Annotated in this window: 22 protein-coding genes and 1 pseudogene; 10 read left to right on the forward strand and 13 right to left on the reverse strand. The window is 73.7% G+C overall.

Going from position 1 to position 25,159, the window contains the following annotated elements; genetic code table 11:
• From BLS43_RS29950 to BLS43_RS12105, 5 genes and pseudogenes are all read right to left on the reverse strand, one after another.
• Positions 1-1,199: pseudogene (locus BLS43_RS29950) on the reverse strand (hypothetical protein); the annotation flags it as partial.
• A 285-nt stretch (positions 1,200-1,484) separates the two neighbouring features.
• On the reverse strand, positions 1,485-2,738 hold the full coding sequence (locus tag BLS43_RS12090) for an ABC transporter ATP-binding protein (RefSeq protein ID WP_093082832.1): 1,254 nt from the start codon (positions 2,736-2,738) through the stop codon (positions 1,485-1,487).
• A 3-nt stretch (positions 2,739-2,741) separates the two neighbouring features.
• Positions 2,742-3,575: a carbohydrate ABC transporter permease gene (locus tag BLS43_RS12095; protein WP_093082837.1), complete on the reverse strand. Its 834-nt coding sequence runs from the start codon at positions 3,573-3,575 to the stop codon at positions 2,742-2,744.
• Positions 3,576-4,535 (reverse strand): carbohydrate ABC transporter permease, encoded by a 960-nt coding sequence (locus tag BLS43_RS12100; protein WP_245707448.1) that lies wholly within the window; start codon positions 4,533-4,535, stop codon positions 3,576-3,578.
• On the reverse strand, positions 4,532-5,827 hold the full coding sequence (locus BLS43_RS12105; protein ID WP_093082842.1) for an extracellular solute-binding protein: 1,296 nt from the start codon (positions 5,825-5,827) through the stop codon (positions 4,532-4,534). Before BLS43_RS12105 ends, BLS43_RS12100 begins: the two co-directional genes overlap by 4 nt.
• Before the next feature lie 185 nt (positions 5,828-6,012).
• On the opposite strand from BLS43_RS12105, the gene BLS43_RS12110 reads away from it, so the two are divergent.
• The 4 genes from BLS43_RS12110 (at position 6,013) to BLS43_RS12125 (ending at position 12,391) form a co-directional block, all read left to right on the forward strand.
• A complete protein-coding gene (locus BLS43_RS12110; RefSeq protein ID WP_245707449.1) occupies positions 6,013-7,026 on the forward strand; it encodes a LacI family DNA-binding transcriptional regulator in 1,014 nt (337 codons plus the stop codon).
• A complete protein-coding gene (locus BLS43_RS12115) occupies positions 7,023-8,273 on the forward strand; it encodes a DUF4032 domain-containing protein (protein WP_093083543.1) in 1,251 nt (416 codons plus the stop codon). The genes BLS43_RS12110 and BLS43_RS12115 overlap by 4 nt, the downstream gene beginning before the upstream one ends.
• 2,379 nt (positions 8,274-10,652) lie before the next feature.
• The gene (locus BLS43_RS12120; protein ID WP_093082850.1) at positions 10,653-11,318 is read left to right on the forward strand and encodes a TetR/AcrR family transcriptional regulator; all 666 of its coding nucleotides are present in this window, start codon (positions 10,653-10,655) and stop codon (positions 11,316-11,318) included.
• On the forward strand, positions 11,315-12,391 hold the full coding sequence (locus BLS43_RS12125; protein WP_093082854.1) for an FAD-dependent oxidoreductase: 1,077 nt from the start codon (positions 11,315-11,317) through the stop codon (positions 12,389-12,391). The genes BLS43_RS12120 and BLS43_RS12125 overlap by 4 nt, the downstream gene beginning before the upstream one ends.
• Here BLS43_RS12125 and BLS43_RS12130 read toward each other — a convergent pair.
• Positions 12,363-13,826 carry a class I adenylate-forming enzyme family protein gene (locus BLS43_RS12130; protein WP_093082859.1) on the reverse strand — a complete coding sequence of 488 codons (1,464 nt, stop codon included), beginning with the start codon at positions 13,824-13,826 and terminating at the stop codon, positions 12,363-12,365. The genes BLS43_RS12125 and BLS43_RS12130 overlap by 29 nt on opposite strands.
• A gap of 269 nt (positions 13,827-14,095) precedes the next feature.
• Positions 14,096-14,596 (reverse strand): hypothetical protein, encoded by a 501-nt coding sequence (locus tag BLS43_RS12135; RefSeq protein ID WP_093082863.1) that lies wholly within the window; start codon positions 14,594-14,596, stop codon positions 14,096-14,098.
• Between the two features lie 75 nt (positions 14,597-14,671).
• Between BLS43_RS12135 and BLS43_RS12140 the strand changes: the two genes are divergently transcribed.
• Complete coding sequence (locus BLS43_RS12140) at positions 14,672-15,661, forward strand: YdcF family protein (protein ID WP_176921290.1); 990 nt, start codon at positions 14,672-14,674, stop codon at positions 15,659-15,661.
• Positions 15,662-15,695: 34 nt separating this feature from the next.
• Positions 15,696-16,487 carry a type I methionyl aminopeptidase gene (gene map / locus BLS43_RS12145; RefSeq protein WP_093082873.1) on the forward strand — a complete coding sequence of 264 codons (792 nt, stop codon included), beginning with the start codon at positions 15,696-15,698 and terminating at the stop codon, positions 16,485-16,487.
• Here map and BLS43_RS12150 read toward each other — a convergent pair.
• Both BLS43_RS12150 and BLS43_RS12155 read right to left on the reverse strand, forming a co-directional pair.
• Entirely contained in the window at positions 16,475-16,915 is a 441-nt protein-coding gene (locus BLS43_RS12150) for an SRPBCC domain-containing protein (protein ID WP_093082877.1), read from the reverse strand. The two genes, map and BLS43_RS12150, sit on opposite strands and share 13 nt — an antisense overlap.
• Positions 16,902-17,249, reverse strand: coding sequence for a metalloregulator ArsR/SmtB family transcription factor (locus BLS43_RS12155; RefSeq protein WP_176921291.1), 348 nt, complete (start codon positions 17,247-17,249; stop codon positions 16,902-16,904). The genes BLS43_RS12150 and BLS43_RS12155 overlap by 14 nt, the downstream gene beginning before the upstream one ends.
• Before the next feature lie 620 nt (positions 17,250-17,869).
• Here BLS43_RS12155 and BLS43_RS29955 point away from each other — a divergent pair.
• A complete protein-coding gene (locus tag BLS43_RS29955) occupies positions 17,870-18,523 on the forward strand; it encodes a hypothetical protein (protein WP_176921292.1) in 654 nt (217 codons plus the stop codon).
• A gap of 9 nt (positions 18,524-18,532) precedes the next feature.
• Here BLS43_RS29955 and BLS43_RS12165 read toward each other — a convergent pair whose 3' ends face one another.
• The 3 genes from BLS43_RS12165 to BLS43_RS12175 are packed head-to-tail and all read right to left on the reverse strand — an operon-like array spanning position 18,533 to position 22,108.
• Complete coding sequence (locus BLS43_RS12165) at positions 18,533-20,701, reverse strand: xanthine dehydrogenase family protein molybdopterin-binding subunit (protein WP_093082888.1); 2,169 nt, start codon at positions 20,699-20,701, stop codon at positions 18,533-18,535.
• On the reverse strand, positions 20,698-21,657 hold the full coding sequence (locus BLS43_RS12170) for an FAD binding domain-containing protein (RefSeq protein ID WP_093082892.1): 960 nt from the start codon (positions 21,655-21,657) through the stop codon (positions 20,698-20,700). Before BLS43_RS12170 ends, BLS43_RS12165 begins: the two co-directional genes overlap by 4 nt.
• The gene (locus BLS43_RS12175) at positions 21,644-22,108 is read right to left on the reverse strand and encodes a (2Fe-2S)-binding protein (protein WP_093082897.1); all 465 of its coding nucleotides are present in this window, start codon (positions 22,106-22,108) and stop codon (positions 21,644-21,646) included. Before BLS43_RS12175 ends, BLS43_RS12170 begins: the two co-directional genes overlap by 14 nt.
• Positions 22,109-22,211: 103 nt before the next feature.
• Between BLS43_RS12175 and BLS43_RS12180 the strand changes: the two genes are divergently transcribed.
• Positions 22,212-22,763 carry a TetR/AcrR family transcriptional regulator gene (locus tag BLS43_RS12180; protein ID WP_093082902.1) on the forward strand — a complete coding sequence of 184 codons (552 nt, stop codon included), beginning with the start codon at positions 22,212-22,214 and terminating at the stop codon, positions 22,761-22,763.
• Between the two features lie 24 nt (positions 22,764-22,787).
• Here the strand turns inward: BLS43_RS12180 and BLS43_RS12185 are convergent, their stop codons facing one another.
• Entirely contained in the window at positions 22,788-23,621 is an 834-nt protein-coding gene (locus BLS43_RS12185; protein WP_218129809.1) for a helix-turn-helix transcriptional regulator, read from the reverse strand.
• Positions 23,622-23,713: 92 nt separating this feature from the next.
• Here BLS43_RS12185 and BLS43_RS12190 point away from each other — a divergent pair, with 92 nt between their 5' ends.
• A complete protein-coding gene (locus BLS43_RS12190) occupies positions 23,714-24,646 on the forward strand; it encodes an SDR family oxidoreductase (protein WP_093082911.1) in 933 nt (310 codons plus the stop codon).
• A gap of 44 nt (positions 24,647-24,690) precedes the next feature.
• The gene (locus BLS43_RS12195; RefSeq protein ID WP_093082918.1) at positions 24,691-25,152 is read left to right on the forward strand and encodes a hypothetical protein; all 462 of its coding nucleotides are present in this window, start codon (positions 24,691-24,693) and stop codon (positions 25,150-25,152) included.
• The last annotated feature ends 7 nt before the right edge of the window (positions 25,153-25,159 follow it).

The following is a 25,159-nucleotide window of genomic DNA, read 5'->3' on the forward strand; positions in this document are numbered from 1 at the left end:
TCCGCACCCACCTGCACCGGCCCCGTGACCTGCACCGGGCCGCCCTCGTGCCCGCCGACCTGCACGGGGCCGGTGACCTGCACCGGGCCGCCGTCGGAGGCACCGACCTGGCCCGGGCCCGTGACCTGCGTGCCGCCCCCGTGGCCGCCGCCGACCTGGACCGGACCGGTGACCTGCAGGGACTCCTGCGCCCCGGTGACCATGACCGGGCCGGTGACCTGCGCGGCCGCCTCGCTCGCCGACGCCGCCGCGTTGGCGGGGGCGACCTGGGTGGGGCCGGTGACCTGGGTGGCACCGGTGCCGCCGTCCCGCCCGACCTGCACCGGGCCGGTGACCTGGACCGGCTGACCGTCCGCGCCGATCTGCACGGGGCCGGTGACCTGCACCGGGTCCCCGGCCCGACCGACCTGCACGGGCCCGGTGACCTGCACGGCCTCGCCGGACTCGCCGACCTGCACCGGCCCCGTGACCTGCACCGAACCCCCGTCCGCCGCACCCACCTGCACCGGGCCGGTGACCTGCGTGCCGCCGTCGTGCCCGCCGCCGACCTGGACCGGACCGGTCACCTGCACCGGACCCCCGTCCGCCGCACCCACCTGCACCGGGCCGGTCACCTGCGTGCCACCCTCGTGCCCGCCGCCGACCTGGACCGGACTGGTCACCTGGGTGGCCCCGCCGTCCGCGGCACCCACCTGCACCGGACCGGTGACCTGCGTGCCACCGTCGTGCCCGCCGCCGACCTGGACCGGACCGGTCACCTGCGTGGCCCCGCCCTCGTGGTCCCCGACCTGGACCGGGCCCGTGACCTGGGTGGGCCCGCCGTCGGCCGCCTCGACCTGTACCGGGCCGGTGACCTGGATGCCGTTGTCGTGGGTGCTCATGTCGTTCACATCTCCCTCGTGGCCCGTTCCGTGGGCCGTGTGCTCGCTGTGGTCGTCCTGGTGTCCGTGCTCGACGTCGTCCGCCCAACCGGGCCCGTCCGCCTCGAAACCCGCCGCCCCGCCGGGGAGTACCGCTCCGGGCTCCCGCGCCGTGTCGGCGTACCGGTGGTCGAAGAGGAAGACGGGGCCCACCGGGGCGGGCTCGTCGGCGCCGTCTCGACCGAAGATCGTGAACGGCTCTCCCTGACTGTCGCCGGTCCAATCGACCAGGTCCCCGTCGTCGAAGAAGGGCGAGCCGTGCCCCTGTTCCTGCGCCATGTCGCTCGCCCGTCCGTACTCGGTTCCCGTGGTCTCGGCGGGCCGTCCGGAGTGCCCGTCCTGCCGATGACCAGAAGTCAACAGCGACGGCCACCCGGGTAGGAGAGCAATCGCTACTCAAAACTCCCCCGAGGATCTCCCGGTGTTACTCCCCGGAGCCCGGAAAGGGGCTTTCACCAGCGGAGATGTGACGCCGCCGCCGTGGGTTCCGCGTGTTCTCAGCGCTGCACACGACAGCGGCCGCCCCCTTTCGGGAGCGGCCGCCGTCGTCGGGTCCGGGGAGGCTCAGCCCTCCACGGTCAACCCGCTCGCGCGGGCCTCGTCGATCTCCTCGGCGCGCTGTTCCTCCGCCAGGCGGGTGAGCTCCGCGCCGGCGTCCGAGTCCCGGGTGAGGTTCTCCCCGGTGGCCGGGTCGAAGACGTGGACCTTGCGGGCGTCGAGCCAGAACTCCGCCTCGCGGCCCGCGCGGATCCGGCTGGTGGAGTCGATCGACACCACGGCCTGGGTCCGCAGCGCCTCGGAGTCCAGCTCCCGGGACAGTTCCTTGAGCTGCTCGACGACCTCCTCGGGCGCCTCGTACGGGATGTAGGCGAACTGGCTGTCCCCCAGCCACTCCGTCACGTCGACGCGGGCGCGGAAGGTGGAGCCGTAGGGCTTCTTCGCCTCGTCCACGAGCGACGCGTCGTCGAAGGCCTCGGGCCGGATGCCCACCAGGACCAGGTCCCGGTCCCCGATGTCCGCGCCCCGCTTCGGGTCGAGCGTGATGTCCCCGAACGGGGTGGCCAGGGTCCCGTTGCGCAGCTTGGCCGGCAGGAAGTTCATCGGCGGGGAGCCGATGAACCCGGCGACGAACAGGTTGACGGGCTGCTCGTACAGCTCCCGCGGCGACGCCACCTGCTGAATCACGCCCCTGCGCAGCACGCAGACCCGGTCACCGAGGGTCATGGCCTCGGTCTGGTCGTGCGTGACGTAGATGGTGGTGATGCCCAGCCGCCGCTGCAACCGCGCGATCTCCGTCCGCATCTGGCCGCGCAGCTTGGCGTCCAGGTTGGACAGCGGCTCGTCGAACAGGAACGCGTCCGCGTCCCGCACGATCGCCCGGCCCATCGCGACCCGCTGGCGCTGGCCGCCGGAGAGGTTGGCGGGCTTGCGGTCCAGGTGCTCGTGCAGCTCGAGGACGTCCGCGGCGGCCCGGACCTTCTCCTGCACCTCCGCCTCGGGCGTCTTCGCCAGCCGGAGCGGGAACGCGATGTTCTCGAACACCGACAGGTGCGGGTAGAGCGCGTAGTTCTGGAACACCATGGACAGGTTGCGCTCGCGCGGGGCCTTGTCGTTGACCCGCGTCCCGCCGATGATCATGTCCCCGGAGGTGATGTCCTCCAGGCCGACGACCATGCGCAGCAGCGTCGACTTCCCGCAGCCGGACGGGCCGACCAGGATCATGAACTCGCCGTCGGCGATGTCCAGGCTGACGTCGTTGACCGCCGGGAAGCCGTCACCGTACTTCTTGACGATGTTCTTCATCTCCACGGATGCCATAGCTCAGCCCTTCACAGCGCCGTTGGTGAGGCCGGAGACGATCCGGCGTTGGAAGATCAGGACCAGGATGATCACCGGGATGGTGACGACGACCGCGGCCGCCGCCGTCGCCCCCGTCGGGTCCTCGAACTGCGAGGCCCCGGAGAACAGCCCCAGCGCCGCGGGCACCGGTCTGGCCGCGCTGGTCGAGGTGAGCGAGATGCCGTAGACGAAGTCGTTCCAGGCCAGGAAGAACGCCAGGATCGCCGTGGTGAACACGCCGGGCGCCGCCAGCGGCACGATGACCTTGCGGAAGGCCTGCCACGAGGTGGCCCCGTCGACCTGGGCCGCCTGTTCCATCTCCCACGGGATCTCGCGGAAGAAGGCCGACATCGTCCAGATGGACAGCGGCAGGGTCAGCGACAGGTACGGGATGATCAGGCCGGGCCAGGTGTCGTAGAGCCCGATCAGCCGCCACAGGTTGAACAGCGGCGTGACGATCGAGATGACCGGGAAGATCGCCACCGCCAGCGCCGTGGACAGGATCAGCTTCTTGCCCTTGAAGTCCAGCCGCGCGATGGCGTACGCGGCGAACATGGACAGGATGCACGCCAGGAACGTGGCGATGAGGCAGATGCCGAACGAGTTGCGCAGCGCGGGCAGGAAGAGCGCGGCCGCGTCACCGGTGAGGATCTGGGAGTAGTTCGCCCAGGTGAACACGGTGGGCAGGAACTGCCCGTTGGCGATGTCGGCGGGCGCCTTGAACGACAGCGACACGATCCAGGCGATCGGGAACAGCGCGTACAGCACGATGACGACGCCGGCGACGATCCACCAGTTGCGTTCCTTCGCAGACATCTACTTCTCCCCCCGTGCCTGGCTCAGGTCCACCTTGAAGCCCTTGATGAACCCGAACGCGATGAGCACCACGGCGATGAACAACAGCACCGACACCGCCGAGCCCAGCCCGACTTCCAACCGGGCGATCGTCTGGCGGTAGGCGAGGAAGGACACCGACTCGGTGCCGTTCGCCCCCGCCGTCATGACGAAGATGGAGTCGAAGACGCGGAAGGCGTCCAGCGTGCGGAACAGCAGCGCGACCATGATGGCCGCCTTCATGTTCGGGATGGTGACCTTCCACATCCGCTGCCACCAGGAGGCGCCGTCGACCTTGGCGGCCTCCTGCAGCACGTCCGGCACCTGGGCCAGGCCCGCCAGGATCAGCAGCGAGATGAAGGGGGTGGTCTTCCAGATCTCGGCCAGGCAGATCACCAGGATGGAGCTGCCGAAGGAGCCGAACCAGTCCGTGTCCGCGGAGATCCCGGGGATCCAGGAGAACCACGAGTTCACGAAGCCGGAGTTCAGGTCGAAGGCGAACTGCCAGGCGAAGGCCGAGACGACCGTGATGATGGCGTAGGGCAGCAGGATCGCCGCCCGCACCACCGGCCGGATGGACTTCAGCGCGTTCGCCATGACGAGCGCGAGCAGGAACCCGAGGATCAGCTCCACGACGACCGTGATCACCGTGATCAGCACGGTGACCCCGATGGACTGCCACCAGATGGCGTCACTGAGCACCACGCCGTAGTTGTTCAGCCCCACGAACCGGCGGTTCTCCGGGTCGGTGAGCCGGTAGGCGAACAGCGACTGGTAGACGGCCTGGCCGATGGGATACGCCGTGACCAGCAGCATCACCGCGAAGGCGGGCCCGGCGAGCATCCACCCCAGCCGCTGCTCGCCCCGGGCGCGGTCGGACGCACCCGTCGACGGGGCGGTGGCGGGGGGCGCCGTGGTGGTCGGCGGAACGGTGGTGGTCACAGCAGCTGCCTCCCCGAGAGGACCGCCTGGATGAGCGCGGTCGCGTCGGCGCCGGTCGCAGGCGAGACGGATGCGGGCGGGTGGTACTCGCGCTGGATGCTGCCGGAGACCTCGCTGTAGTACGGGGTCTGCGGCCGCGGGGCGGCGAGCTGGAGGGACTCCTCGATGGTCGGTGCCATGGGGAAGTCCGCGAGGACCTCGGGGTCACTGAACACCGACGAGCGCGAGGCCGGGTTGCCGTTGGTGAGGAAGTACTCCTTCTGGTTCTGCGTCGAGGTGATGCACTCGGTGGCCTCGTAGGCCAGGTCCGGGTGCCTGCTGAACGCGCCGACGCCCAGGTTGATCCCGCCGTACGGCGGGGCGGCGGGCTTGTCCGCGTCGACCCGCGGGTAGATCGCCCATCCGTAGTCGTCCACGACGGACTGCTGGAGCGTGCCGCCCTCGACGCCGCTCTTCGCCTTGCTCCACACGAACGGCCAGTTGACCATCCAGCCCGCGGTGCCCGCCTCGAACGCGGCGACGCTCTCGTCCTCACCGGCGGTGGAGAAGGCCGCACCCTCGCGGCCGCTCTTGGCGAAATCGCTCATGACCTGGGCCGCGCGCTGCCCCGCGGGGCTGTCGAGCCCGAGCTGGATCTGCGTCGGGTCCGTGGAGTTCTGCGCGATGACCGCACCGCCCGCGGAGGAGATCAGGGCGTTGAACCACACCGTCAGCGACTCGGCGCGCCTGCCCTGGGCCGCGATGTTCGTGTTCGCCTTCTCGGCGGCCTGGATCAGCTGGTCCCAGGTGACCGGCTGCGACATGTCGATGCCCGCGGCGGCCGCGGCGGACTTCTTGTACCAGAGCAGCTGGGTGTTGGCCCAGAACGGCACCGTCACCAGCTTGCCGTCCCAGGTCGCGCCGTCGATCGCACTCTGGACGGTGCCCTCGGTGACCCGCGCCGCGACGTCCGGCGGGATCGGGGCCAGGAACCCGGCCTGCGCGTACTCCGGGATGTAGGGCGGGTCGAGGCTCATGATGTCGATCGAGGTGTCGTTCGCCGCCAGCCTGCGGACCAGCTGCTGGCGCTGCTCGGACGACTCGCGCGGGAGCACCGAGACCGCGATCGAGTAGCGGCCGTTCGCCGCGGCCGTGCACTTCTGCGCGATGGTGGCCTGGCCACCGTCGTCCGGGTTCGTGTACCAGGTCAGGACGGGGGGTCCCGACTCGCCGGAACCGCACGCCGCGAGACCGCCCACCGCCACCACGGCGAGTGCGGCCGCGGCGAGGCGGCTCCTCCAGGGGCGTCGCATGAATCGACCTCCGTTGGTCGGTGGGCAGGCTGGAAGCGCTTCCAGAGGTCACTGTGGGCACAGACGTCGACAGTGTCAAGGGTCACACGAACGCTAGAGCAGACGAGGACATTCGGCGCGTCGATCCCACAATCGGCGACCTCATCGTTATGCAAGCGCTTCCGATCGGGGCCTATGCTGCGCCCGTGTCCGCACCGACGGAGCGCGCGGTCAACCTCGCCGACGTGGCCCGGCTCGCCGGGGTCTCCCCGGCTACGGCGTCGCGCGCGCTGGGCGGGCATCCGCACGTCGCGGCGGCCACCCGCGAGCGCGTCCGGCGGGTCGCCGACGAGCTGTCCTATGTGGTCTCACCCGATGCGTCGCGGCTCGCGGGCGGCCGGACCGGGCGCGTCGCGGCGCTGGTCCCGCACCTCGACCGGTGGTACTTCGCGGCTCTGCTCGACGGGCTCGCGGGCGCCCTGCGCAGCGCGGGCCTGGACCTGCTCGTCCGCTGTGTCGGCGGTGCCGCGGACCGCGCCGAGCAGCTGCAGCGGATGCCCGGACGCCGGGTCGTCGACGCCGTCGTCGCGCTGGCCTTCGAGGTCGACGGGTGGGACGGGGCGGACGTCCCCCTGGTCACCGTGGGCGGCCCGCCCAGCACCGTCCCGTTCGTGACCATCGACGACCTGGCCGCGGGGCGCCAGGCCATGGACCACCTGATCCACCTGGGGCACCGGCGCATCGCGATGATCGAGGCACTCGACCCGGACCAGCGCAGCGAGGAGCCCGTGGGCAGGCGGGTCGCGTACGAGCAGGCCCTCGCGCAGGCGGGTCTGCCGCAGGACCAGGACCTCGTGGCCACGGTGGACTGGGGCGGTGTGGAGGGAGCGGACGCCATGGCCCGCCTGCTCGGGCTCCGCCATCCGCCGACGGCGGTCTACGCGCACAGCGACGAGGTGGCGTTGGGCGCGATCCGGACCCTGCGCCGGGCCGGGCTGCGGATCCCCGACGACGTCTCCGTGATCGGGGTCGACGACCACCCCCTCGCCGAGCTCACCGACCTGACCACGGTGCGCCAACCGGTCCGCGAGCAGGGCGCGCTGGCCGGGCACATGGTGGCGACCGCGCTGTCCGGCGGGGACCCCGGCCCGGGCATCGTGCTCCCGACCCAGCTCGTGGTCCGCGGCAGCACCGCACCCCCACGGGAGGAGCGCCGATGAGTGCCCCGGAGATCATCCTGCGCGACCTGACGCCGGGGCTGCTCGCGCTGCCCTGGGACCGGCCGCTGGGCGAGTGGAGCCCGGCGGAGGTCCCGCTCGTCGACGTCTCGGTGGGGCCGAGCCGCCACCTCGTCCGGTTCGTCGAGACCGACGGGCGGCGTTGGGCGCTCAAGGAGCTGCCGCACCGGATCGCGCGCCGCGAGTTCACCGTGCTGCGCCGGATGGAGGACGAGGAGCTGCCCGCCGTGCGGCCCGCGGGCGTCGTCTACCAGCCCGCCGACACGGCCATCCTGGTCACCCGTTTCCTCGAGGGCTCCTGGCAGTACCGGCGGCTGTTCATGCGCCTGCCCCCGAACCGGCCCGCCCACCGCGCCCGGCTGTTCGACGCGATGGCGGGGCTGCTGGTGGAGCTGCACCGGCACGGGATCTTCTGGGGCGACTGCTCGCTGGCCAACACCCTGTTCATGCGGGACGGCCAGCTCCTGCAGGCGTTCATGGTGGACGCCGAGACCAGCGAGATCCATCCGTCGCTGTCCGACGGCCAGCGCCGGTTCGACCTGGACATCCTGGTGGAGAACGTGGCGGGCGGCATGATCGACCTGGCCGAGCGGCTCGACCGGCCGCCGGAGATCCATCCCCAGCTGATGGCCGAGGCGTTCGCGATCCCGGAGCGGTACGAGGCGCTGTGGTCGGCGCTGAACGCGGCGCCGACGTTCTCCTTCGGCGACCGCTACCGCGTCGAGGGCAAGATCCGCGAGCTGAACGAGCTGGGTTTCGCCGTCGAGGAGGTCAAGCTGCAACCCGCGGGGGACGCCCCGGACAAGGTCACGATGCAGGTCGGCGTGGGCGACCGCCGGTTCCACGCGCGCAGGCTGCAGGAGCTGACCGGCCTGGACGTCGGCGAGGGGCAGGCCTCGGTGCTGCTCGGCGACCTGGAGGCGCACCGGGCCTGGCTATGCAGGCGGGACGGCCGCGACCCCTCCGACGCCGAGACCGCGGCGAGCTGGCTGGAGACCTGCTTCCGCCCCGGCTGCCGACGCGCCCACCAGGCGGTCGGCGGCGTGGGCTCGCCGGTCCAGGCCTACTGCGACCTCCTCGAGGTCCGCTGGATCCTCTCCGAGCGCGAGGGTGCGGACGTCGGGGACGCCCGGTCGCTGGCCGCACTCGCGGGCCGCGCCCCCCGCGACTCCGCCGCCCGCGCCGCGGTGGTCGAGCCGAGCACGGGCTGGTTCTCGGTGCCCGAGTAGGCCCAGCCGCGCAGGAACCGGACCGCGGCGCGGTAGGCGGGCTCGACCCAGTAGTCGGAGTGCCCCTCCTGGCGCGGCCGCCGGATCGCCGTCGCGTGCGGCGTGCCGGGGATCGGGCCGCCGATGGGGTCCGTGGCGCGCCACAGGTTGACCCACCGGCCCGCGACCCGGCGGCAGACGGCCGCGGTCGCACCCTCGTCCACCTGCGACGGGAAGAACTCCGCGTAGAGCCGCTGCCAGGGCGACCCGTAGCTGAGCAGGGCCACGTGCGCACGGTCGCCGGGCGTCTCCGCGTCGAGCAGCAGCGCCGCGTTCGCGATCACCGCGCCCTGGCTGTGCGGCGCGAGCAGCACGGTGCCCTCCGCGCGGATCCGCGCCACGAGCCGGGGCACCGCCCGGTCGGAGTAGGTGGGCGGGGCGAGCGGGTGGAACCAGCGCGGCCAGAAGGTGCCGACGTCCCACAGCACCCCGACCCCGCGCCGCACCCCCTGGTGGCGCAGGCCCAGGTAGATGCGGCCCAGGATCGCCGCGGTGGGCAGCACCACGGCGATGGCGAGGCAGAACTCCGCGAACGTCGGCGGCGGCACGTCGATGCCGGCGAACCGCAGGCTGCGCCCGGTCCGCACCGCCCACCCGACGACGGCGGCCACCACGGCCCCACCCACCGACGCGGCGACGAACCACGCGGTGCCGCGCTCCGCCACCAGCACGCTCGCGACCGCGACCAGGGGCACCACCAGCGCGAGCACGACGGCCAGGCCGAACCCCCACGGCAGGTCCGCGACGTCCGCACCGCGGAACACCTGCACGATGACCAGGGCCGTCAGGACCAGCCCGATCCCGCCGAGCGCGGCGGTCAGCCACGAGGCCCGCGCGGTCAGCGCGGGCACGGCGGGGACGCCGCGGGCCCGCAGGACGAGCCACCGCGCCGCCGCGACCAGCACGAGGGCGGCGAGGCTCGTCGTCACGGCGACGGCGAGCCAGTCCACGAACCGGTCCACCACCGGCGGGAAGTCCCCGATCCCGCCGACCAGCCCGGCCGCCCGGCTGATCACCCCGGCCCCGAACTCCGCTCCGATGCTCGCGGCGAGCAGGAGGACGGCGCCCGGGGTGGCGAGGCGGCGCCCGCCCCGGTCGACCGCGGTGAGCGCCACCACCAGCGCGACGACCGCGAGGGTCACCCACACCGCCGACCCGCGCAGCGCGGGCAGGGTCGCCCACTGCCGCACCAGCGGCTCGGACCAGCCGAGCGGCACGGCCGCGGCGAGCAGCACCGCGACGACCGCGGGCCAGACGACGACCGTGCGGACGAGCCGGAAGGCCAGGGCCGCACCCGGGTCGCCTTCGTCGTCGAGCTCACGGGTGGCCGGCGCGTCGCGGCCCCGGCGCAGGCCGATCCACCCGAGCAGGACGAGCACGCCGACCAGGGTGAGCAGTGCGAGGGCCAGGGTGAGCGAGCGCAGCCACGGCAGCGAGGTCCCGCCGACGGGCCAGGCCGTGAGGAGCGCGATCACGGCGAGCCCGGTGGCGAGGTGCAGCCTGCGGAGCGCGACGTTGATCGCACCGCTGTTCCACAGCAGCCACTGGGCCCGGGTGAGGAACCCGATGCCCACCGGGTCCCGCGGCCGCCTCCACTGCTCGCCGAGCGCGGCCCACCGCGCGCGCAGGCTCGGTCGTGGGCCCGGCGCGAGCTCCTCGGGTTTGGGCCGGATCCGGGTCAGGGCGACGAGCACACCGAACACCGCCGCCGTGCCGAGCGGCCCCAGCGCGACGACCCACAGTGGACTGCCGTCGGCCCGGTACCACCACTGCCACGCGACCAGGTCGGCCACGACCAGCTGCACCGACACCACGAAGACGACGGTGACGAGCAACCCCGCCAGCCGCACGAGCAGGGTGGTCCAGCGCAGGCGCCCGGTCCGCAGCGCGGCCGGTGCCCCGGCCTCGGGCGACCCGCCGGGCGTGCGGCCCGCCACCATCCACCCCGCGAGGTTCGCGATCATGAACGGGAGGAGCAGCAGGTAGAAGGCCTGGTACCAGCGCCCCGAGGTCAACGAGCTCCACGACCAGGCCCGCACCCGCCCGTCCCGGCGCGGGGCCCGCCAGAGCGTGATCTGGTCCACCGTGGATGGCCGCGGAGACACTCCGACGTCCCACGTCCGCCCGGCGCCGGGGTCCCCGCCCGGCCCGTCGACCCACACCGCGCCGAGCTGCAGCATCGCCTCCGGCGGCGTTCCCGCCACCCCGTGCACGCGCAGCTCGTGCGCGTCCTCACCCGTGGTCACCGGCATCACCGTAGGAGGCAACGAGCCGTCCGGGGGATACCACAGCGCCAAACGAACATGTTCGTCACGAACATGTTCGTGTAGAGTCGGGGCCATGCCCACCAGCCGCCGCGACCGCCCCGCCAAACCGCCGCTCACCCGCGCGGGCATCGTCGCGGCCGCGACCGCGATCCTGCGGTCCGAGGGTCTGGCCAAGGTCACGATGCGGCGCCTGGCCCAGGAGCTGGACACGGGCGCGGCCTCGCTCTACGTCTACGTCGCCGACACCGACGAGCTGCACGCCGCGGTGCTCGACGAGCTGCTCGGCGACGCGCTCCGGCAGCCGCGGCCCGCCCCGACCGGCTCGTGGGAGGACGGGGTCGAGCAGCTGCTGGCCGCCTACGCGGACGTCCTGCTCGCCCATCCCTCGCTGGCCCGCTCGGCCCTCACCGCCTGGCCGCACGGACCGCACTACCTGGCGCTGATCGACTCCCTGCTCGGGCTGATGCGGGGCGGCGGCGTCCCGCCCGAGCGGGCCGCGTGGGGGGTCGACCTGCTCCTGCTGCACGTCGCCGCCTCGGCGGCCGAGCACGCCGCACGGCGGAGCGACGAGGCCGTCGAGCGGGACCGGCACGCCCTGTCCCGGGAGGTTCGGGAGAGCGAACTGCCCCACGTCCGAGCCCTGGCCGGGCCGCTGCTGTCCGGCAGCCCGGCCGCCCGCCGCTCCTGGGCCGTGCGCGCCCTGCTGCGCGGCATCACATCCACGGAGGTCCCCGAATGAAGATCCTGATCGTCGGCGCCGGACTCGGCGGCCTCACGCTCGCCGCCGTCCTGTGCCGCCACGGCGTCCATCCCACGGTCGTCGAGCTCGAGGCGGGCCGGGACGCCCGCACCCAGGGCGGCATGCTCGACCTGCACGAGGAGTCCGGGCAGGCCGCGCTGCGCGCGGCCGGGCTCCATGCCGCTTTCCTGACCAAGGTCCTGAGCGGCGGCGACGCGACCCGGGTACTGGACCGGCACGGCGTCGTCCGCCACGCCGACGACGGCGACGGGCAGCGCCCGGAGATCGACCGCGGCGACCTGCGGGACCTCCTCCTCGACGCGCTGCCGGACGGGACCGTCCGCTGGGGACGCAAGGTCGTGCACGTCGAGCCCGGGCTCGTCCGGTTCGCCGACGGCACCGCGGAGACCGCCGACCTGATCGTCGGCGCGGACGGCGCCTGGTCCCGGGTCCGCCCCGTGCTCTCCGCGGCGACGCCCGCCTACACCGGGGTCAGCTTCGTCGAGGCCGACCTGCGCGAACCCCGGGACGTGGTCGGGGCCGGCAGCCTGATGGCCCTGGGCCAGCGCAAGGCCTTCCTCGCCCACCGGGAGAGTGACGGCGGGAACCACGTCTACGTCGCCGTCACCGCCCCGATGGACTGGCTGGACACGATCGACTTCACCGACCCCACCGCGGCGAAGGCGGCCGTGCTCAGCCGGTTCGAGGGCTGGGCGGACGAGCTGCGGGCCCTGGTCGCCGAGGCGGACGGGCCGTTGGTCCCCCGCCGCGTCCACGCCCTGCCGGTGGGCCATCGCTGGGACCCGGTGCCCGGGGTGACCCTGCTCGGGGACGCCGCGCACGTGATGAGCCCGTTCGCGGGCGAGGGCGCCAACCTCGCCATGCTCGACGGTGCGGAGCTCGGGCGCGCCCTGGTCGAGGGCATCCCGCTCCGCACCTACGAGGAGGAGCTGTTCGCCCGCGCCGCGCAGGCCGCCGCGGAGTCCGCGGCGGGCCTGGAGCTGGTGCTGGCGGACGACGCCCCCGAGGGGCTGGTCCGATTCTTCAGCACCGGGCCGCAGCCGACTGCCTGATCGCCACCCGGTCGGGTTTGCCCTGCTCGGTGAGCGGGATCGCGACCATCGGCACCACCTGCAGGGAGGCCGCGACGGCCTCGCCGTACCGCGCGGCCACGGCGGCGCGGCAGTCCGCCACGTCGACCGCCCCGCCCGGCCACGCCTGCGCCGCGGCGATCCGCACGCCCGTCTCGGGATCGGCGACCAGCACGGCGTACCGGACGCTCGGCAGGCGACAGAGCGTGTCCTGCAGCTGGACCGGGGTCACGGCGCCGAGCTCGCCGATGTCGGACCGCCTGCCGAGGATGCGCAGCATGTCCTCCTCGTCGAGGCAGCCGTAGTCGCCGGTGCGGTACCAGCCGTCGACGAAGTGCTCCGCCTCCTCGACCGGCCGGTTCGTGTACCCCTGCGCCACGGCGGGCGAGCGGACCTCGATCGCGCCCGCCCGCCGGTCGAGCGTGCCGTCGGCGGCGCGGAACCGGACGCCCACCCCCGGCACGATCCGCCCGGCGCACCGGAACCGGGAGGGCCGGTCGTGCTCGGCGGGCGGGAGCGCGGACACGATGCCGATCTCGCTGGCCCCGTAGGTGTGCATCACGACCGGGCCCAGCATCCGCCGCGCCCGCTGCCGCAGCACGGGCGCCGCCATCGCGCCGATGTGGGTCACGGCCTGCAGGGACGACAGGTCGGCCGCGGCGACGCCGGGGTGGTCCATCAGCCCGAACAGCTGCGGTTCCACGAGGAACAGGTGCGTGATCCGCTCCCGGGCGACCGCGGCGAGGGTGGCCTCGGGCTCGTAGTGGTCCTGCAGGACGACCAGTCCGCCCCCGAGCAGGGTCTGGTCGACCAGGACCTGCGTGAGGTAGGCGAGCTTGCCGTTCGCCAGCTGCCTGCGCGCCGGGTCCGGCGGCGTCGCGGTCATCGCCGAGTAGCGCGCGAAGTCCCGACGGCTGCCCTTGGGCACCCCGGTCGTCCCGCCGGAGGAGATCAGCACCGCGAGGTCCGCGGGCCGGGCGCGGCACTCCAGCGGGGCGTCGGACTCGGGCGCGGCGAGCTCGTCGAGCCGCAGTCCGGCACCGGGCCCGACGGACGCGACGACCGCGTCCACCGGCGGCAGCAGGTCCGCCGTCTCCGGGAAGACCACCACCAGCCGCGGCGCGAACTGCGCGATCATCGCCGCGCGCCGCTGCGGGTCCGGCGGCACCGAGAGGTAGCAGGCCGCGGCGCCGATCAGGTGCGCCGCGTAGCGGACGGCGAGCGCCTCGGGCGTGTTCGGGGCGAGCAGGGCGACGAGGTCCCCCCGCCCGATCCCCAGCCCGTCGAGCGCGCGGGCGGTGCGCCGGATCTCGGCGAGCAGGGCGGCACCGGTCGTGTCGGTGCCCTCGTGGCGCAGGACGGGCCGGTCGCCCGCCTGCGCCAGGACCTCCACCAGGTCCTCGATGTAGGTGGTCATGGGGACACCGTGCACCGGGCCGCTCCAACCCTCGTCCAACCGGGCTTCCCCAACGGACCAGTCCGATTCCGCTGGGTCATCACGTCCTGACCGCTGTGGGTGAACATCCCCGCGGCGTCCGGTTCGTTGATCCGTGCAGAGGTCGCGCTCGCGCGGCCTCCTCGAGGGTAGGACGACCTCGGGTCGGGCATCGCCCGCTCCTCGCCCAGCCAGTGCGGCTCGATCAGGCAGGACGCGTTCCCGACCCGAGGGTCTCCCCGGGCGGCGACTCAGTGCGCGACGGTCTTCGCGAGGATGACCAGCGCGCCGATCCCGACGAGGATCGCCACGAGCAGGGTCCGCTTCCAGAACGGCAGGCCGGTGCGTCGGACCGCGAGGGACGCGAAGATCCCGAGCGCGACCACCGACACCCAGATCCCGGCCCGCAGCGCCGCCTCGGTCCGGAGCACCCCCAGCCCGGCGAGCAGCAGCAGGAGCGCCGGGACGACGGCGGCCTCGAGGATCTGTCCCGAGGCCCGCAGCGTCCCCGTCAGCTCGGCACCCCGCGGGGCCGAGCCGTGCGCGGCGAGGTGCGCCACGACGTCCGCGAACAGGCTCGCCGCCCACAGGGCCCCGGTCGCCACCGCCACGTCGAGCAACGCGAGCCACGGCTCGTGCTCGTCCGCCCGCGCCAACACCAGCAGCGTGCTCAGGCAGGCGATGCCGCCGTAGATGCGCTCGCGGAGTACGGCGGCGATGCGGCTCGGCTCGGTCTCGCCCCTGATCGACATGGGCACATTCTGCTCATCGTCTCGTTGCGGTGAATCGGGCCGCGCCCGGCGCCGACTCGGGCGAGGATGGCGGCCATGCTGCTCCCCCTGGTGGCGCTCGCGATCGCGGTGCTGTGCTGCTGGGCCGCGGCGCGCCGGGTGCGCCGCGAGCCCCGCAGGCTGAGCAACGCCTACTGGCTGCTCGCCGCGCTCGTCGTCACGGTCGGTGTGCTCGGCGTCTTCAGCGCGGACACCGGCAACCCGCTGTTCGCGCTCCTGTTCGTGGCCGCGCTGTTCTCGCCGCTGTTCGCCCTGGTCCTGGGCGTGTTCCTGGTCCTCAACGGGGTGACGATGCTGCGCCGCGAGCGGGTCAGCGCGGGCAACTCGCTGTCGCTGCTCGCCGGGCTGGGCGTGCTCTCCCTCGTCGCCGCGGCGCTCCCGGTGATCCTGTCCGGGCCGACCTGGCTGAAGGCGCTCTGGCTGCTGGGCAGCCTGGTCGCGGTGTATCTCGCCTTCCAGTTCACCGCCTTCCTGGGCTACGCCTGGGTCTACGGCCTGCTGACCCGACGCCGGTCGGCCGACTGGGTGGTCGTGCTCGGGTCCGGGCTGATCGGCGACCGGGTGACCCCGCTGCTGGCGTCCCGGGTCGGGACGGGGATCGCGGAGTTCTTCCGCCGCGGCGCGCGGCTGCTCGTGCTCTCCGGCGGCCAGGGTGCCGACGAGCAGGTCGCCGAGGGGGAGGCGATGGCGCGGTGGGCGGTCGAGCACGGCGCACCGCCCACCGCGGTGCGCGCGGAGACCGCCTCCCGCACCACCCGGGAGAACCTGCTGTTCAGCCGGGAGCTGGTGCAGGGGCCCGGCCTGATCGTGACCAGCAACTACCACGTGTTGCGGGCGGCGATGCTGGCGCGCAGGCTCGGCGTCGACGCCCAGGCCGTCGGCGCCCCGACCGCGGGCTACTTCTGGCCGAGCGCGGTGCTGCGGGAGTTCGTCGCGATCCTGCGGGAGCACCGCGCGGTCCACCTCGTCCTGCTCGCACTGACCGCGCTTCCGCTCCCCGCGGTCCTGGTCGCCGTCGTCGGGTAGGGGGCGGCCGGTATTGTTATACCGGGAGGTCGTCGTGATCGAGCTGAAGACGCCTGCGGAGATCGAACGCATGCAGGTGACCGGGCGTTTCGTCGCCGAGATCCTCACCGAGGTGGGCCGGATCGCGGACGTCGGGGTGAACCTGCTGGACCTGGAGCACCACGTCCGCGACATGATCGCGCGGCGCGGAGCGGAGTCCTGCTACTGGGACTACGCCCCCTCCTTCGGCCGCGGCCCGTTCCGCAACGTGCTGTGCCTGGCCGTCAACGACGCCGTCCTGCACGGCAAGCCGCACGACTACGTGCTGCGGGACGGGGACGTGGTCACCGCGGACATCGCCGTGAGCATCGACGGGTGGGCGGCGGACTCGGCGCGCACGGTCGTCGTGGGCACGCCCGCCGAGGAGGACCTGCGGATCGTCCGCGCCACCGAGGAGGCTCTCGAGGCCGCGATCGACGCCGCCCGGCCCGGCAACCGGATCGGCGACATCTCCGCCGCGATCTCCGCCGTCGCCGCGGACCACGGCTACCCGGTCAACGACGAGTTCGGCGGCCACGGCATCGGCCGCACCATGCACGAGGACCCGCACGTCTCCAACATCGGCCGCGCCGGCCGGGGCCTGACGCTGCGCCCGGGCCTGACCCTCGCCCTCGAACCGTGGTTCGCCAGGACCACCGACAAGATCGTCTTCGACGAGGACGGCTGGACCCTGCGCTCCGCCGACGGCTCCCGCACCGCCCACTCCGAGCACACGGTCGCGATCACCGAGGGGGACGCCCTGGTCCTGACCCGCCGGGAGGACGAGCTCGCGACTCAGGGCGCGTAGGCGGCCCAGTCCGGCATCGCCGCTCCGCCGAGGGTCGCGCCGAGCCGGTCGAGATACCAGGCCCAGCCCGCCTCGAGATCGGCGGGCGCCACGTTCGGGACCGCGCGCTGGCTCAGCTCGACCTCGGTCCCGGTGCCCGCGCGGCTCAGGCTCAGCTCGACCCGCCAGCTCTGCGGACCCACCGGGAACTCGACGACCAGCCGGTGCGGCGGCGCGCACTCGTGGATCAGCGCGGTGACCGGCTCGCCCACCTCGCCGCCCGCGTCGACCTCGGCGGTGACGGTGACCTCCACCGTGCCACCCGGGCGTCCCCGGCCCGCATAGGTGCCGTACCAGCGGGCCAGCCGCGCGGGGTCGGTGAAGGCCGACCAGACCTCCTCGACCGGATCCGGGTAGGTCCGGCGGACGACGACGTCACGCGGTGCCACGGCGCTCTCCTTCGGTGTCGCGCGCGCGGCGACCGCGGCGCAGCTCGGTGTCCAGGGCGTCCAGCCGGTCGGCGGGCAGCACGGGGGCGCGGAACCGCTCGAGCCACTCCTCCAGCGGCGCGAGCCCGGCCCGGCGCAGCGTGTACACCCGCTGCTGCCCGCGCACCTGCGCCTCCACCAGCCCGGCCTCGCGCAGCACCCGCAGGTGCCTGCTCACCGCGGGCCGGGTCACCGGGAAGCGCTCCGCGATGACCCCCGCCGTGACCGGGCCGTCCGCGAGCAGCTCCACGACCTCCCGGCGCACGGGGTCCGCGAGCGCGGCGAACAGGTCCACCCGCACTATGTAACCAGAGGCTTAATTAAAGGCCAAGTTACATAATGACGTGACGCTCGTCACAGAATGCTCACGGACTCCCGTCCCCCGTCGAGTCCTCGGCGACGGCCGGGTTCGGCCCCGACCTCCCGACCGAGGAGCGCACGATGGCGGACGACCCGGACCGGCACTTCGACGGCCCACCCCGCGTGCCCTCGGACCGGCAGCCCCTCGACCAGGCGGGACAACCGGCCCCGCAGGGTCCACCCCCGGGCTCGGCCGGAGCGCAGCAGGGACCCCGGCCGGGGTACGGCCCGCCCCCGAGCTCAGGCCCACAGACCTCCGGCCCCCAGAACTACGGCCCGCCTCAGGGCTACGGCCCACCTCAGGGCTACGGCCCACCTCAGGGCTACGGCCCACCTCAGGGCTCTGCGCCGCCCCCCGGCTACGGGCCACCCCCGCAGGGTCCGGGCGGTCACCCCGGCCAGGGCTACGGACCGGCCCAGGGCTACGGGCCGCCCCCGGGAGCCCCGGGATACCCGCCCCCGGGCTACGGACCGACCCAGGGGCAGGTGCCGCCCCAGGGCTACGGACCGCCTCCACATTTCGGCCCGCCACCGGGCACCGGCCCGCAGGACCGGATGTACGACACGGGTGCCCCGGCGGGCAGGCTCGCCCCGCCCCGCCTCGGCGACCCGGAGCCGCCGCGGCGCAGACCCACCACGCTGATCGCCGTGCTGGTCGCCGCCGTGCTGGTGATCGGCGGCGGCGTCGGCTACGTGCTGCTCGGCGGTCCGCTCGGCCCGCTCCAGCCCGTGCTCGGCGGCCTCGCCGGCGGCTCCGCCTCCGGGGCGGACGACGGCGGGGTCGCCGCGGACGACCCCCTGACCGACGACTCGAACGACACCGGGTTCCCCGCCGCCGTCACTCCCCCGGACTGTCCCTTCACCGCGGCCCAGGTGTCCGACCTCGTCGGACAGCCCATGGTGGACTCCGGGAACTGCCTGTTCGGGGACGGCAAGGGCGTCGCCCAGTTCTCGGTCACGGGCAGCTCGGCGACGGCCGCCGAGGTCACCTACGACTACAGCCGCGACACGGCCACCCGGTCCTACGACCAGGTCGTCGACCTCGACACCGGCACGAAGTCCTACCTCGCCTACCGCGAGCTGCAGGCCGAGGCGAACGTCGTCGGCACGAAGTACGGCTTCACCGTGACGATGAGCAGCTTCGAACGCCTCGGCGGCGCCGCCTACGAGCCCGTGCTGCGGAAGGTGATCGCCGCGCTGCCGCAGTAGCGCGGCGGTTCACTCCAGGAGGTCCTCCAGCACGATCGGGATCCGACGCACCCGGATGCCGGTGGCGTCGTACACCGCGTTGGCGATGGCCGCCGCCACGCCGACGACGGAGATCTCGCCCAGCCCCCGCGCCCCCACCGGGTTGTGCAGCGTGTCGGGGTAGCGCACGAACTCGACGTCCACGGTCGGGATGTCGGCGTTGACCGGGATCAGGTAGCTCGCGAAGTCGCCGTTGGCCGGGCGCCCGCTCTCCTCGATCTCCAGACCCTCGTGCAGCGCCGCCGAGACGCCCCAGATCATGCCGCCCATGATCTGGCTGCGGGCCGCCTGCTCGTGGACGATCCGCCCGGCGTCGAACACCCCGAGCATGCGGGACATGCGCACCTCGCGCGTCCAGCGGTGCACGCGGACCTCGCAGAACTGGGCACCGAACGAGCTGAAGGAGTGCTTGGTCATCTCCTCGCCCGGCGCGGAGGTCCCGATCGCGGTGACCTCGTCCCGTCCGGCGGCCCGCAGGACCTCGCCGAACGTGGCGCTGTCCCCCTCGGCGAACACCCGCCCGTCGGCGTAGGCGACCTCCCGGCCCTCGAACAGCCCGCCCGGCCCGGTGGCCACCGCGACCAGCGCGTCGATCACCGCCGGCGCGCCCACCGCGATCGCCGAGCCCACCGACGCGGTCGCCGTCGAGCCGCCGGACATGCCGCCCGGGGGCAGGGTCGAGTCACCCAGCGCGGCCTCGACCCGCTCCGGCGGGATCGCCAGCGCCTCCGCACCGAACAGCGACAGCACGGTGCGCAGCCCCGTGCCGGGGTCGGCGCCGCTCGTCGCGACCTCGGCCGTGTCGTCCGGGCGCAGCGTGATCCGCACCGCGCAGGGGAACCGCAGTGCCGGGAACATCGCCGTGGCCGTGCCGTACCCGACCAGCCAGTCGCGGTCGACCCGGCGGCGGTGGCGCTGCGCCCACCCGAACCGCTGCGCGCCCAGCGTGAAGCACTCGTCGAGATGCTTGCTGGACCACTGCAGGTCCCTGCCGGGCGGCGCGATCGAGCTGTTGCGCAGCCGGAGCTCGACGGGGTCCATGCCCAGCGCCACCGCGAGCTCGTCCATCGCGCTCTCCAACGCGAACGACCCGGGGGCCTCGCCCGGCGCCCGCATGAAGGTGGTCGGCGGGACGTGCAGCGGCACCATCTTCTGGGTGATCGCCAGGTTCGGCGTGGTGTACCACTCGCGCGACGTGCCGTGCGAGGTCGGCTCCACGAAGGACGGCGTCGCGGTGGTCGAGGACCAGGAGTCGTGCGCCAACGCGGTCAGGCGACCGTCGGCGTCCGCGCCGATCCGCAGGCGCTGCACGGTGGCGGGCCGGGTGGCGGTCGCGGTGAACACCTGCTCGCGGGTGAGCGCCGCCTTCACCGGCCGGCCGAGGTCGCGGGCCGCGGCCGCGCCGAGGAACGCGGACACCCCCGCGTGCCCCTTGCCCCCGAACGCCCCGCCGACGAACGGGTTCAGCGCCCGCACCCGTGCCGGCTCGACGTCCAGGGCCTGGGCCAGCTGCGCCGCCTGCAGGTCCGAGCCCTGTGTCCCGCTGTAGAGGGTCAGCCGCCCGTCCTCCCACACCGCGACCGCGGAGTGCGGCTCCATCGCGGCGTGGTTCTGGGTGGCGGTCTCGTACGTCGCGTCGACCCGGACGGCGCTCGCGGCCAGGGCGTCCTCGATGGACTCCACGCCGTCGGCGAGGACCTGGAGCGTCGGCGGCTCCCCGTGCAGCGAGGGCGGGGCGTCCAGGGCGTCGGCGAGACCGGCGTGCAGGGAGGTCCGCGCCGGTCGCCGGTCATAGGTGACCTCGACGAGCAGCGCGGCGTCGCGGGCCTGCTCGAAGGTCTCCGCGACGACGAACCCGACGGGCTGGCCGTAGTAGGTGACCTCGGTGTCCTGCAACGGGACCCACGTCTCGCCGAGGAGGGGCGACATCGGCGTCCGCAGCGGGAGCGGGTCGAACGGGGTGTAGACCGCGAGCACGCCCGGCGCCGCCCGGACCGCCGCCACGTCCATCGCGGTGATCTCGCCGTGCGCGATCGTGCTGGTCACGACGTAGCCGTAGACCGTGCCGGGCGGGGTGACGTCGAGGCCGTAGCGCGCGGCCCCGGAGGTCTTGAGCGGAGCATCGGTTCGCATGGTCATCCTCGGCTCACCTCGAGCAGTGCCCGGACGACGGTCCGCGGCAGCAGCGCCGTCTTGTACCCGTTGTGCGACAGGGGCCGTGCCCCGTCGGCGGCCACCTGCGCGGCGGCCTCGAAGGCCGCCTCGTCCGCGGGGCCGCCGCGCAGGGCCGCCTCCACCGCGGTGAGCCGCCACGGCACGGTGCCCACACCGCCCGCGGCGATCCGGACGTCGGCGACCCGGCCGTCCCGGACGTCGAGCGCCACCGCCACCGAGCACAGCGCGAACTCGTAGGACTGCCGGTCCCGCACCTTCACATACGTCGAGCGCGCGGCCCAGTCCAGGCGCGGGACCACGATCTCGCCGATCAGCTCGCCCGGTCGGAGGTCGTGCTCGCGCTCGGGGGTGTCGCCCGGCAGGCGGTAGAAGTCGGCGAGGGCGACGGAGCGCCCGCCCTGCGTCGAGACCAGCTCGATCCGCGCGTCGAGCGCCACGAGCGCGACGGCGAGGTCGCTGGCGTGCGTGGCCACGCAGGCGTCGCTGGTGCCCAGCACCGCGTGCATCCGGTTGGCGCCCTCGATCGCGGGGCAGCCGCTGCCCGGATCGCGGCGGTTGCACGGCATCGCGACGTCCCGGAAGTAGCCGCACCGGGTGCGCTGCATCAGGTTCCCGCCGATGCTCGCCATGTTGCGCAGCTGCTGGGAGGCGCTGAGCAGCAACGCCCGGCTGATCACCGGGTACACCTGCGGGTGCGCGGCGACCGCGCTCATCCGTTCCAGGGCGCCGATGCGCAGATCGCCCGCGGGATCGACCTCGATCCCGCGCAACGGCAGCGCGTTGATGTCGACGACCCGCGGCGGGGTCAGGACGTCCAGCTTCATGAGGTCGACGAGCGTGGTCCCGCCTGCCAGGGCGGTCGCCCCGGAGGTCAGCGCCTCGTCGAGCGTGGTGGGTGCGGTGAGCTCAAACGCGCGCATCGGCGCTCTCCTTGGTCGACCGGGCCTGCTCGACCGCCGCGACGATGTTGGGGTAGGCCGCGCAGCGGCAGAGGTTCCCGGACATGAACTCCCGGACGTCCGCCACCTCCTGCTCCACGGCGGCGACGGCCGACATGACCTGCCCCGACGTGCAGAAACCGCACTGCAGGGCGTCCTGCTCGGCGAAGGCCTGCTGGACCGGGTGCGGTCGCCCGTCCGCGGCGAGGCCCTCCACGGTCCGGACCGGCTCCCGCACGGTGGCGGCGAGGGTGAGGCACGCGAGGACCGGTCGACCGTCGACGTGCACGGTGCACGCACCGCACTGACCGCGGTCGCACCCCTTCTTGGGTCCGGTGATCCCGAGCCGTTCGCGCAACGCGTCGAGCAGGGTGACCCGGGGGTCGATGCTGAGGTGTCGGGTTTCGCCATTGACTTCGAGGGTGATGTCCACGATTCGCTTCCGATGTGGTGGAAGGGGGGTCGGCGCCGCACCCGACGCTAGCGGATACTTATCCGCTCCGCAATGCGGACCCGCGCTGAGCTACCGTGACCGGATGTCCTCGAGTTCGGTCAGCCTGCGTCGGGCGGACACCCGACGCAACCGGGACCGGATCCTGGGCGTGGCCGCCGCCGCGGTCGCCACCGGCGAACTCTCGTTCAACGCCGTGGCGAAGGCCGCGGGGGTCGGCGTCGGCACCGTGTACCGGCACTTCCCCACCCAGGACGCCCTGGTGCTGGCGGTGTACGAGCGCGAGGTCGGCCACCTGATCGCGGCCGTGCCGGGGCTGCTGGCCGACCACACCCCCGAGCAGGCCTTCCGGCTCTGGGTGACCGAGTACCTCGCGCACTACATGACGACCAAGCGCGGCCTGGCCGAAGCGCTCCAGACCGCCAGCCTCGCCGCCGGGGGGGCCTACCGGTCGATGGTGGAGGCCGGGGCGGAGCTGCTGCGCGCCAACATCGCCGCGGGCACCGTCCGACCCGACACCGATCCCGAGACGGTGCTGCGCGCCCTCGGCGGCCTGTTCTTCCTCGGCCCGGACGAGGCCGGGCGGCGCGCCGCCGAAGACCTCACCGAGCTGGTGTGGCGCGGGATCGCGACCTGATCTCGCGGGAGCGCGCCACGACGGTCACGCGAGGCTCTGCGCCCCGATGACGGACAACAGCTGGAGCTTCTCCGCGCTCTCGCTCCCCGGGGAGGCGGTGTAGACCAGCAGCGCGTGGGACTGGACCGGGTCGAGGAGGGTCTGACAGGTCAGCTCCAGGACCCCGACCTCGGGATGGACGAAGCGCTTGTGCTCGCGGGGCTGGAGCCCGACCTCGTGTTCGGCCCACAGCGCACCGAACTCGGCGTCGTCGGAGAGCAGCTCGACCATCGTCGCCGCGCGTGAGCCGGGGCCGCGGAGCGTGGCGACCTGCCGCAGCCCGGAGACCCACAGGCGGGAGAGGAACGGGTGGTCCTCCTCGGCGTAGAGCGCGCGGCTGGAGCGATCGGCGAACCAGCGGTATCCGATGCTGCGGTGCAGGCCGGTGAAGCGGCTGGTGTCGCCGGTGAGGGCCACCCCGAACGCGTTCTGCCGCACCGTCTCCCCGAGCTCGGTCACGATCTCGACGGGAGTGTCGACGAGCCGGTCGAACACCCGCAGCATGCCCGGGCTGACGTGGTCGCCGCCCGCCCCGCGCAGGGGCGGCTGGTGCCCGGCGAGGAGGAACAGGTGGTCGCGCTCGTCGAGCGAGAGGTGCAGGCCCTGCGCCATGGCGGCGATCATCTGCGCCGAGGGCTGCGGGCCGCGCTGCCGCTCGATGCGCGAGTAGAAGTCCGTCGACATGTGACAGAGCGCCGCGACCTCCTCGCGACGCAGGCCCGCGGTGCGCCTGCGCTGCCCCCGCGGGAGGCCGACGTCCTCGGGTTGCAAGGCCTCGCGACGCAGTCGCAGGAACTCCGCCAGGCCGGGTCGGTCGATCTGCACCGTTCCTTCCTACCGTTCGGGTGGACTCCGCAACCACGGATCGTCAGGCCGTGGTTGCGGATCGCGCGCCTGCGCAGACTGGAGCCATGGCACCCGACATCACCCTCCCGGACCTGACCGGGACCCGCGCTCTGCTCACCGGCGGGAGCGACGGCATCGGCCTCGGCATCGCGACCCGGCTCGCCGCCGCGGGCGCCGAGCTGATCCTGCCGGTCCGCAACCCGCGCAAGGGCGAGGCCGCCCTGGCCCGCATCCGGTCCGCGGCACCCGCCGCGACCGTCGAGCTGCGCGCCCTCGATCTGTCCTCGCTGGACTCCGTGGCCGCCCTGGGGGCGGAGCTGGTCGCCGAGGACCGGCCGCTGCACCTCCTGATCGCGAACGCGGGCGTCATGACCCCACCGGACCACCAGACCACGGCGGACGGGTTCGAGCTGCAGTTCGGCACCAACCACCTCGGCCACTTCGCCCTGGTCGGGCACCTGCTGCCGCTGCTGCGCGCCGGGCGCGCCCGGGTGGTCACGCAGGTCAGCATCGCCGCCCGCCGCGGCGCGATGCACTGGGAGGACCTCAACTGGGAGCGTTCCTACGACGGCAGCCGCGCCTACGGTCAGTCCAAGGTCGCGTGTGGACTGTTCGGGCTCGAGCTCGATCGCCGCAGCCGGGCGGAGGGCTGGGGGATCACCAGCGTGCTCTCCCACCCGGGCGTGGCCCCGACGAACCTGCTGGCGGCCCGCCCCGAGGTGGGCCGGACGGAGGACACGACCGAGGTCAAGGTCATCCGCGCGCTGTCCCGGCGGGGGATCCTGCTCGGCACCCCCGAGTCCGCGGGGCTGCCCGCCCTGCTCGCCGCGACGACGACGGCGAAGGGCGGCGAGTTCTACGGGCCGAAGGGGCTCGCCGGGCTCGGCGGCGGACCCGCGCCCGCGACGCTGTACCGCCCCCTGCGCAGCGCCGAGGACGCCACCCGGCTGTGGACGGTGTCCGAGGAGCTCACGAAGGTGGCCGTCCCGAGCCGCTGAGGCACTCGGCGATGAGTTCCGGGGGCCGGCGCGGTCCCCCTCACATGAGCACCGCCGACCGCAGCCAGGCACTCTCCGCCCTCGACGTCCTCGAGGGCACGTGGACGATCCGACCGACACCGCCGCCCGCGTGGGGCATCGCCGACCCGGGCTCCCTGGAGGGTCGGGTGCGCTTCGAGTGGGCGCTGCGCGGCGCCTACCTGGTGGGGCGTTCCGACGCGCCGGACCCGATCCCGGACAGCATGCTCGTGATCGCCCCCCACGAGGACGCGTACCTGCAGCACTACTACGACTCCCGCGGGGTCACCCGGCTGCACCGCATGACCCTGACCGGCGGCGTCTGGACGCTGGTGCGCACCGAGGCCGACTTCAGCCCGCTCGACTTCGCCCAACGCTTCGTCGGCGAGTTCTCCCCGGACGCCTCGACCATCGACGGCCGCTGGGAGCAGTCCCACGACGGCGGACGGACGTGGGAGCTGGACTTCCGGCTCACCTACCGGCGCTGACGCGTCG

Origin of the sequence: Pseudonocardia oroxyli (genome assembly GCF_900102195.1) — a bacterium.
GTDB classification, from domain to species: Bacteria; Actinomycetota; Actinomycetes; order Mycobacteriales; family Pseudonocardiaceae; genus Pseudonocardia; species Pseudonocardia oroxyli.

Bases quoted from the DNA above. Each gene is read 5' to 3' on its own strand.
- BLS43_RS12090 (WP_093082832.1), bottom strand. From the start codon at position 2,738: ATGGCATCCGTGGAGATGAAGAACATCGTCAAGAAGTACGGTGACGGC.
- BLS43_RS12095 (WP_093082837.1), bottom strand. From the start codon at position 3,575: ATGTCTGCGAAGGAACGCAACTGGTGGATCGTCGCCGGCGTCGTCATC.
- BLS43_RS12105 (WP_093082842.1), bottom strand. From the start codon at position 5,827: ATGCGACGCCCCTGGAGGAGCCGCCTCGCCGCGGCCGCACTCGCCGTG.
- BLS43_RS12115 (WP_093083543.1), top strand. From the start codon at position 7,023: ATGAGTGCCCCGGAGATCATCCTGCGCGACCTGACGCCGGGGCTGCTC.
- BLS43_RS12120 (WP_093082850.1), top strand. From the start codon at position 10,653: ATGCCCACCAGCCGCCGCGACCGCCCCGCCAAACCGCCGCTCACCCGC.
- BLS43_RS12125 (WP_093082854.1), top strand. From the start codon at position 11,315: ATGAAGATCCTGATCGTCGGCGCCGGACTCGGCGGCCTCACGCTCGCC.
- BLS43_RS12130 (WP_093082859.1), bottom strand. From the start codon at position 13,826: ATGACCACCTACATCGAGGACCTGGTGGAGGTCCTGGCGCAGGCGGGC.
- BLS43_RS12135 (WP_093082863.1), bottom strand. From the start codon at position 14,596: ATGTCGATCAGGGGCGAGACCGAGCCGAGCCGCATCGCCGCCGTACTC.
- BLS43_RS12140 (WP_176921290.1), top strand. From the start codon at position 14,672: ATGCTGCTCCCCCTGGTGGCGCTCGCGATCGCGGTGCTGTGCTGCTGG.
- BLS43_RS29955 (WP_176921292.1), top strand. From the start codon at position 17,870: ATGTACGACACGGGTGCCCCGGCGGGCAGGCTCGCCCCGCCCCGCCTC.
- BLS43_RS12165 (WP_093082888.1), bottom strand. From the start codon at position 20,701: ATGACCATGCGAACCGATGCTCCGCTCAAGACCTCCGGGGCCGCGCGC.
- BLS43_RS12170 (WP_093082892.1), bottom strand. From the start codon at position 21,657: ATGCGCGCGTTTGAGCTCACCGCACCCACCACGCTCGACGAGGCGCTG.
- BLS43_RS12180 (WP_093082902.1), top strand. From the start codon at position 22,212: ATGTCCTCGAGTTCGGTCAGCCTGCGTCGGGCGGACACCCGACGCAAC.
- BLS43_RS12190 (WP_093082911.1), top strand. From the start codon at position 23,714: ATGGCACCCGACATCACCCTCCCGGACCTGACCGGGACCCGCGCTCTG.
- BLS43_RS12195 (WP_093082918.1), top strand. From the start codon at position 24,691: ATGAGCACCGCCGACCGCAGCCAGGCACTCTCCGCCCTCGACGTCCTC.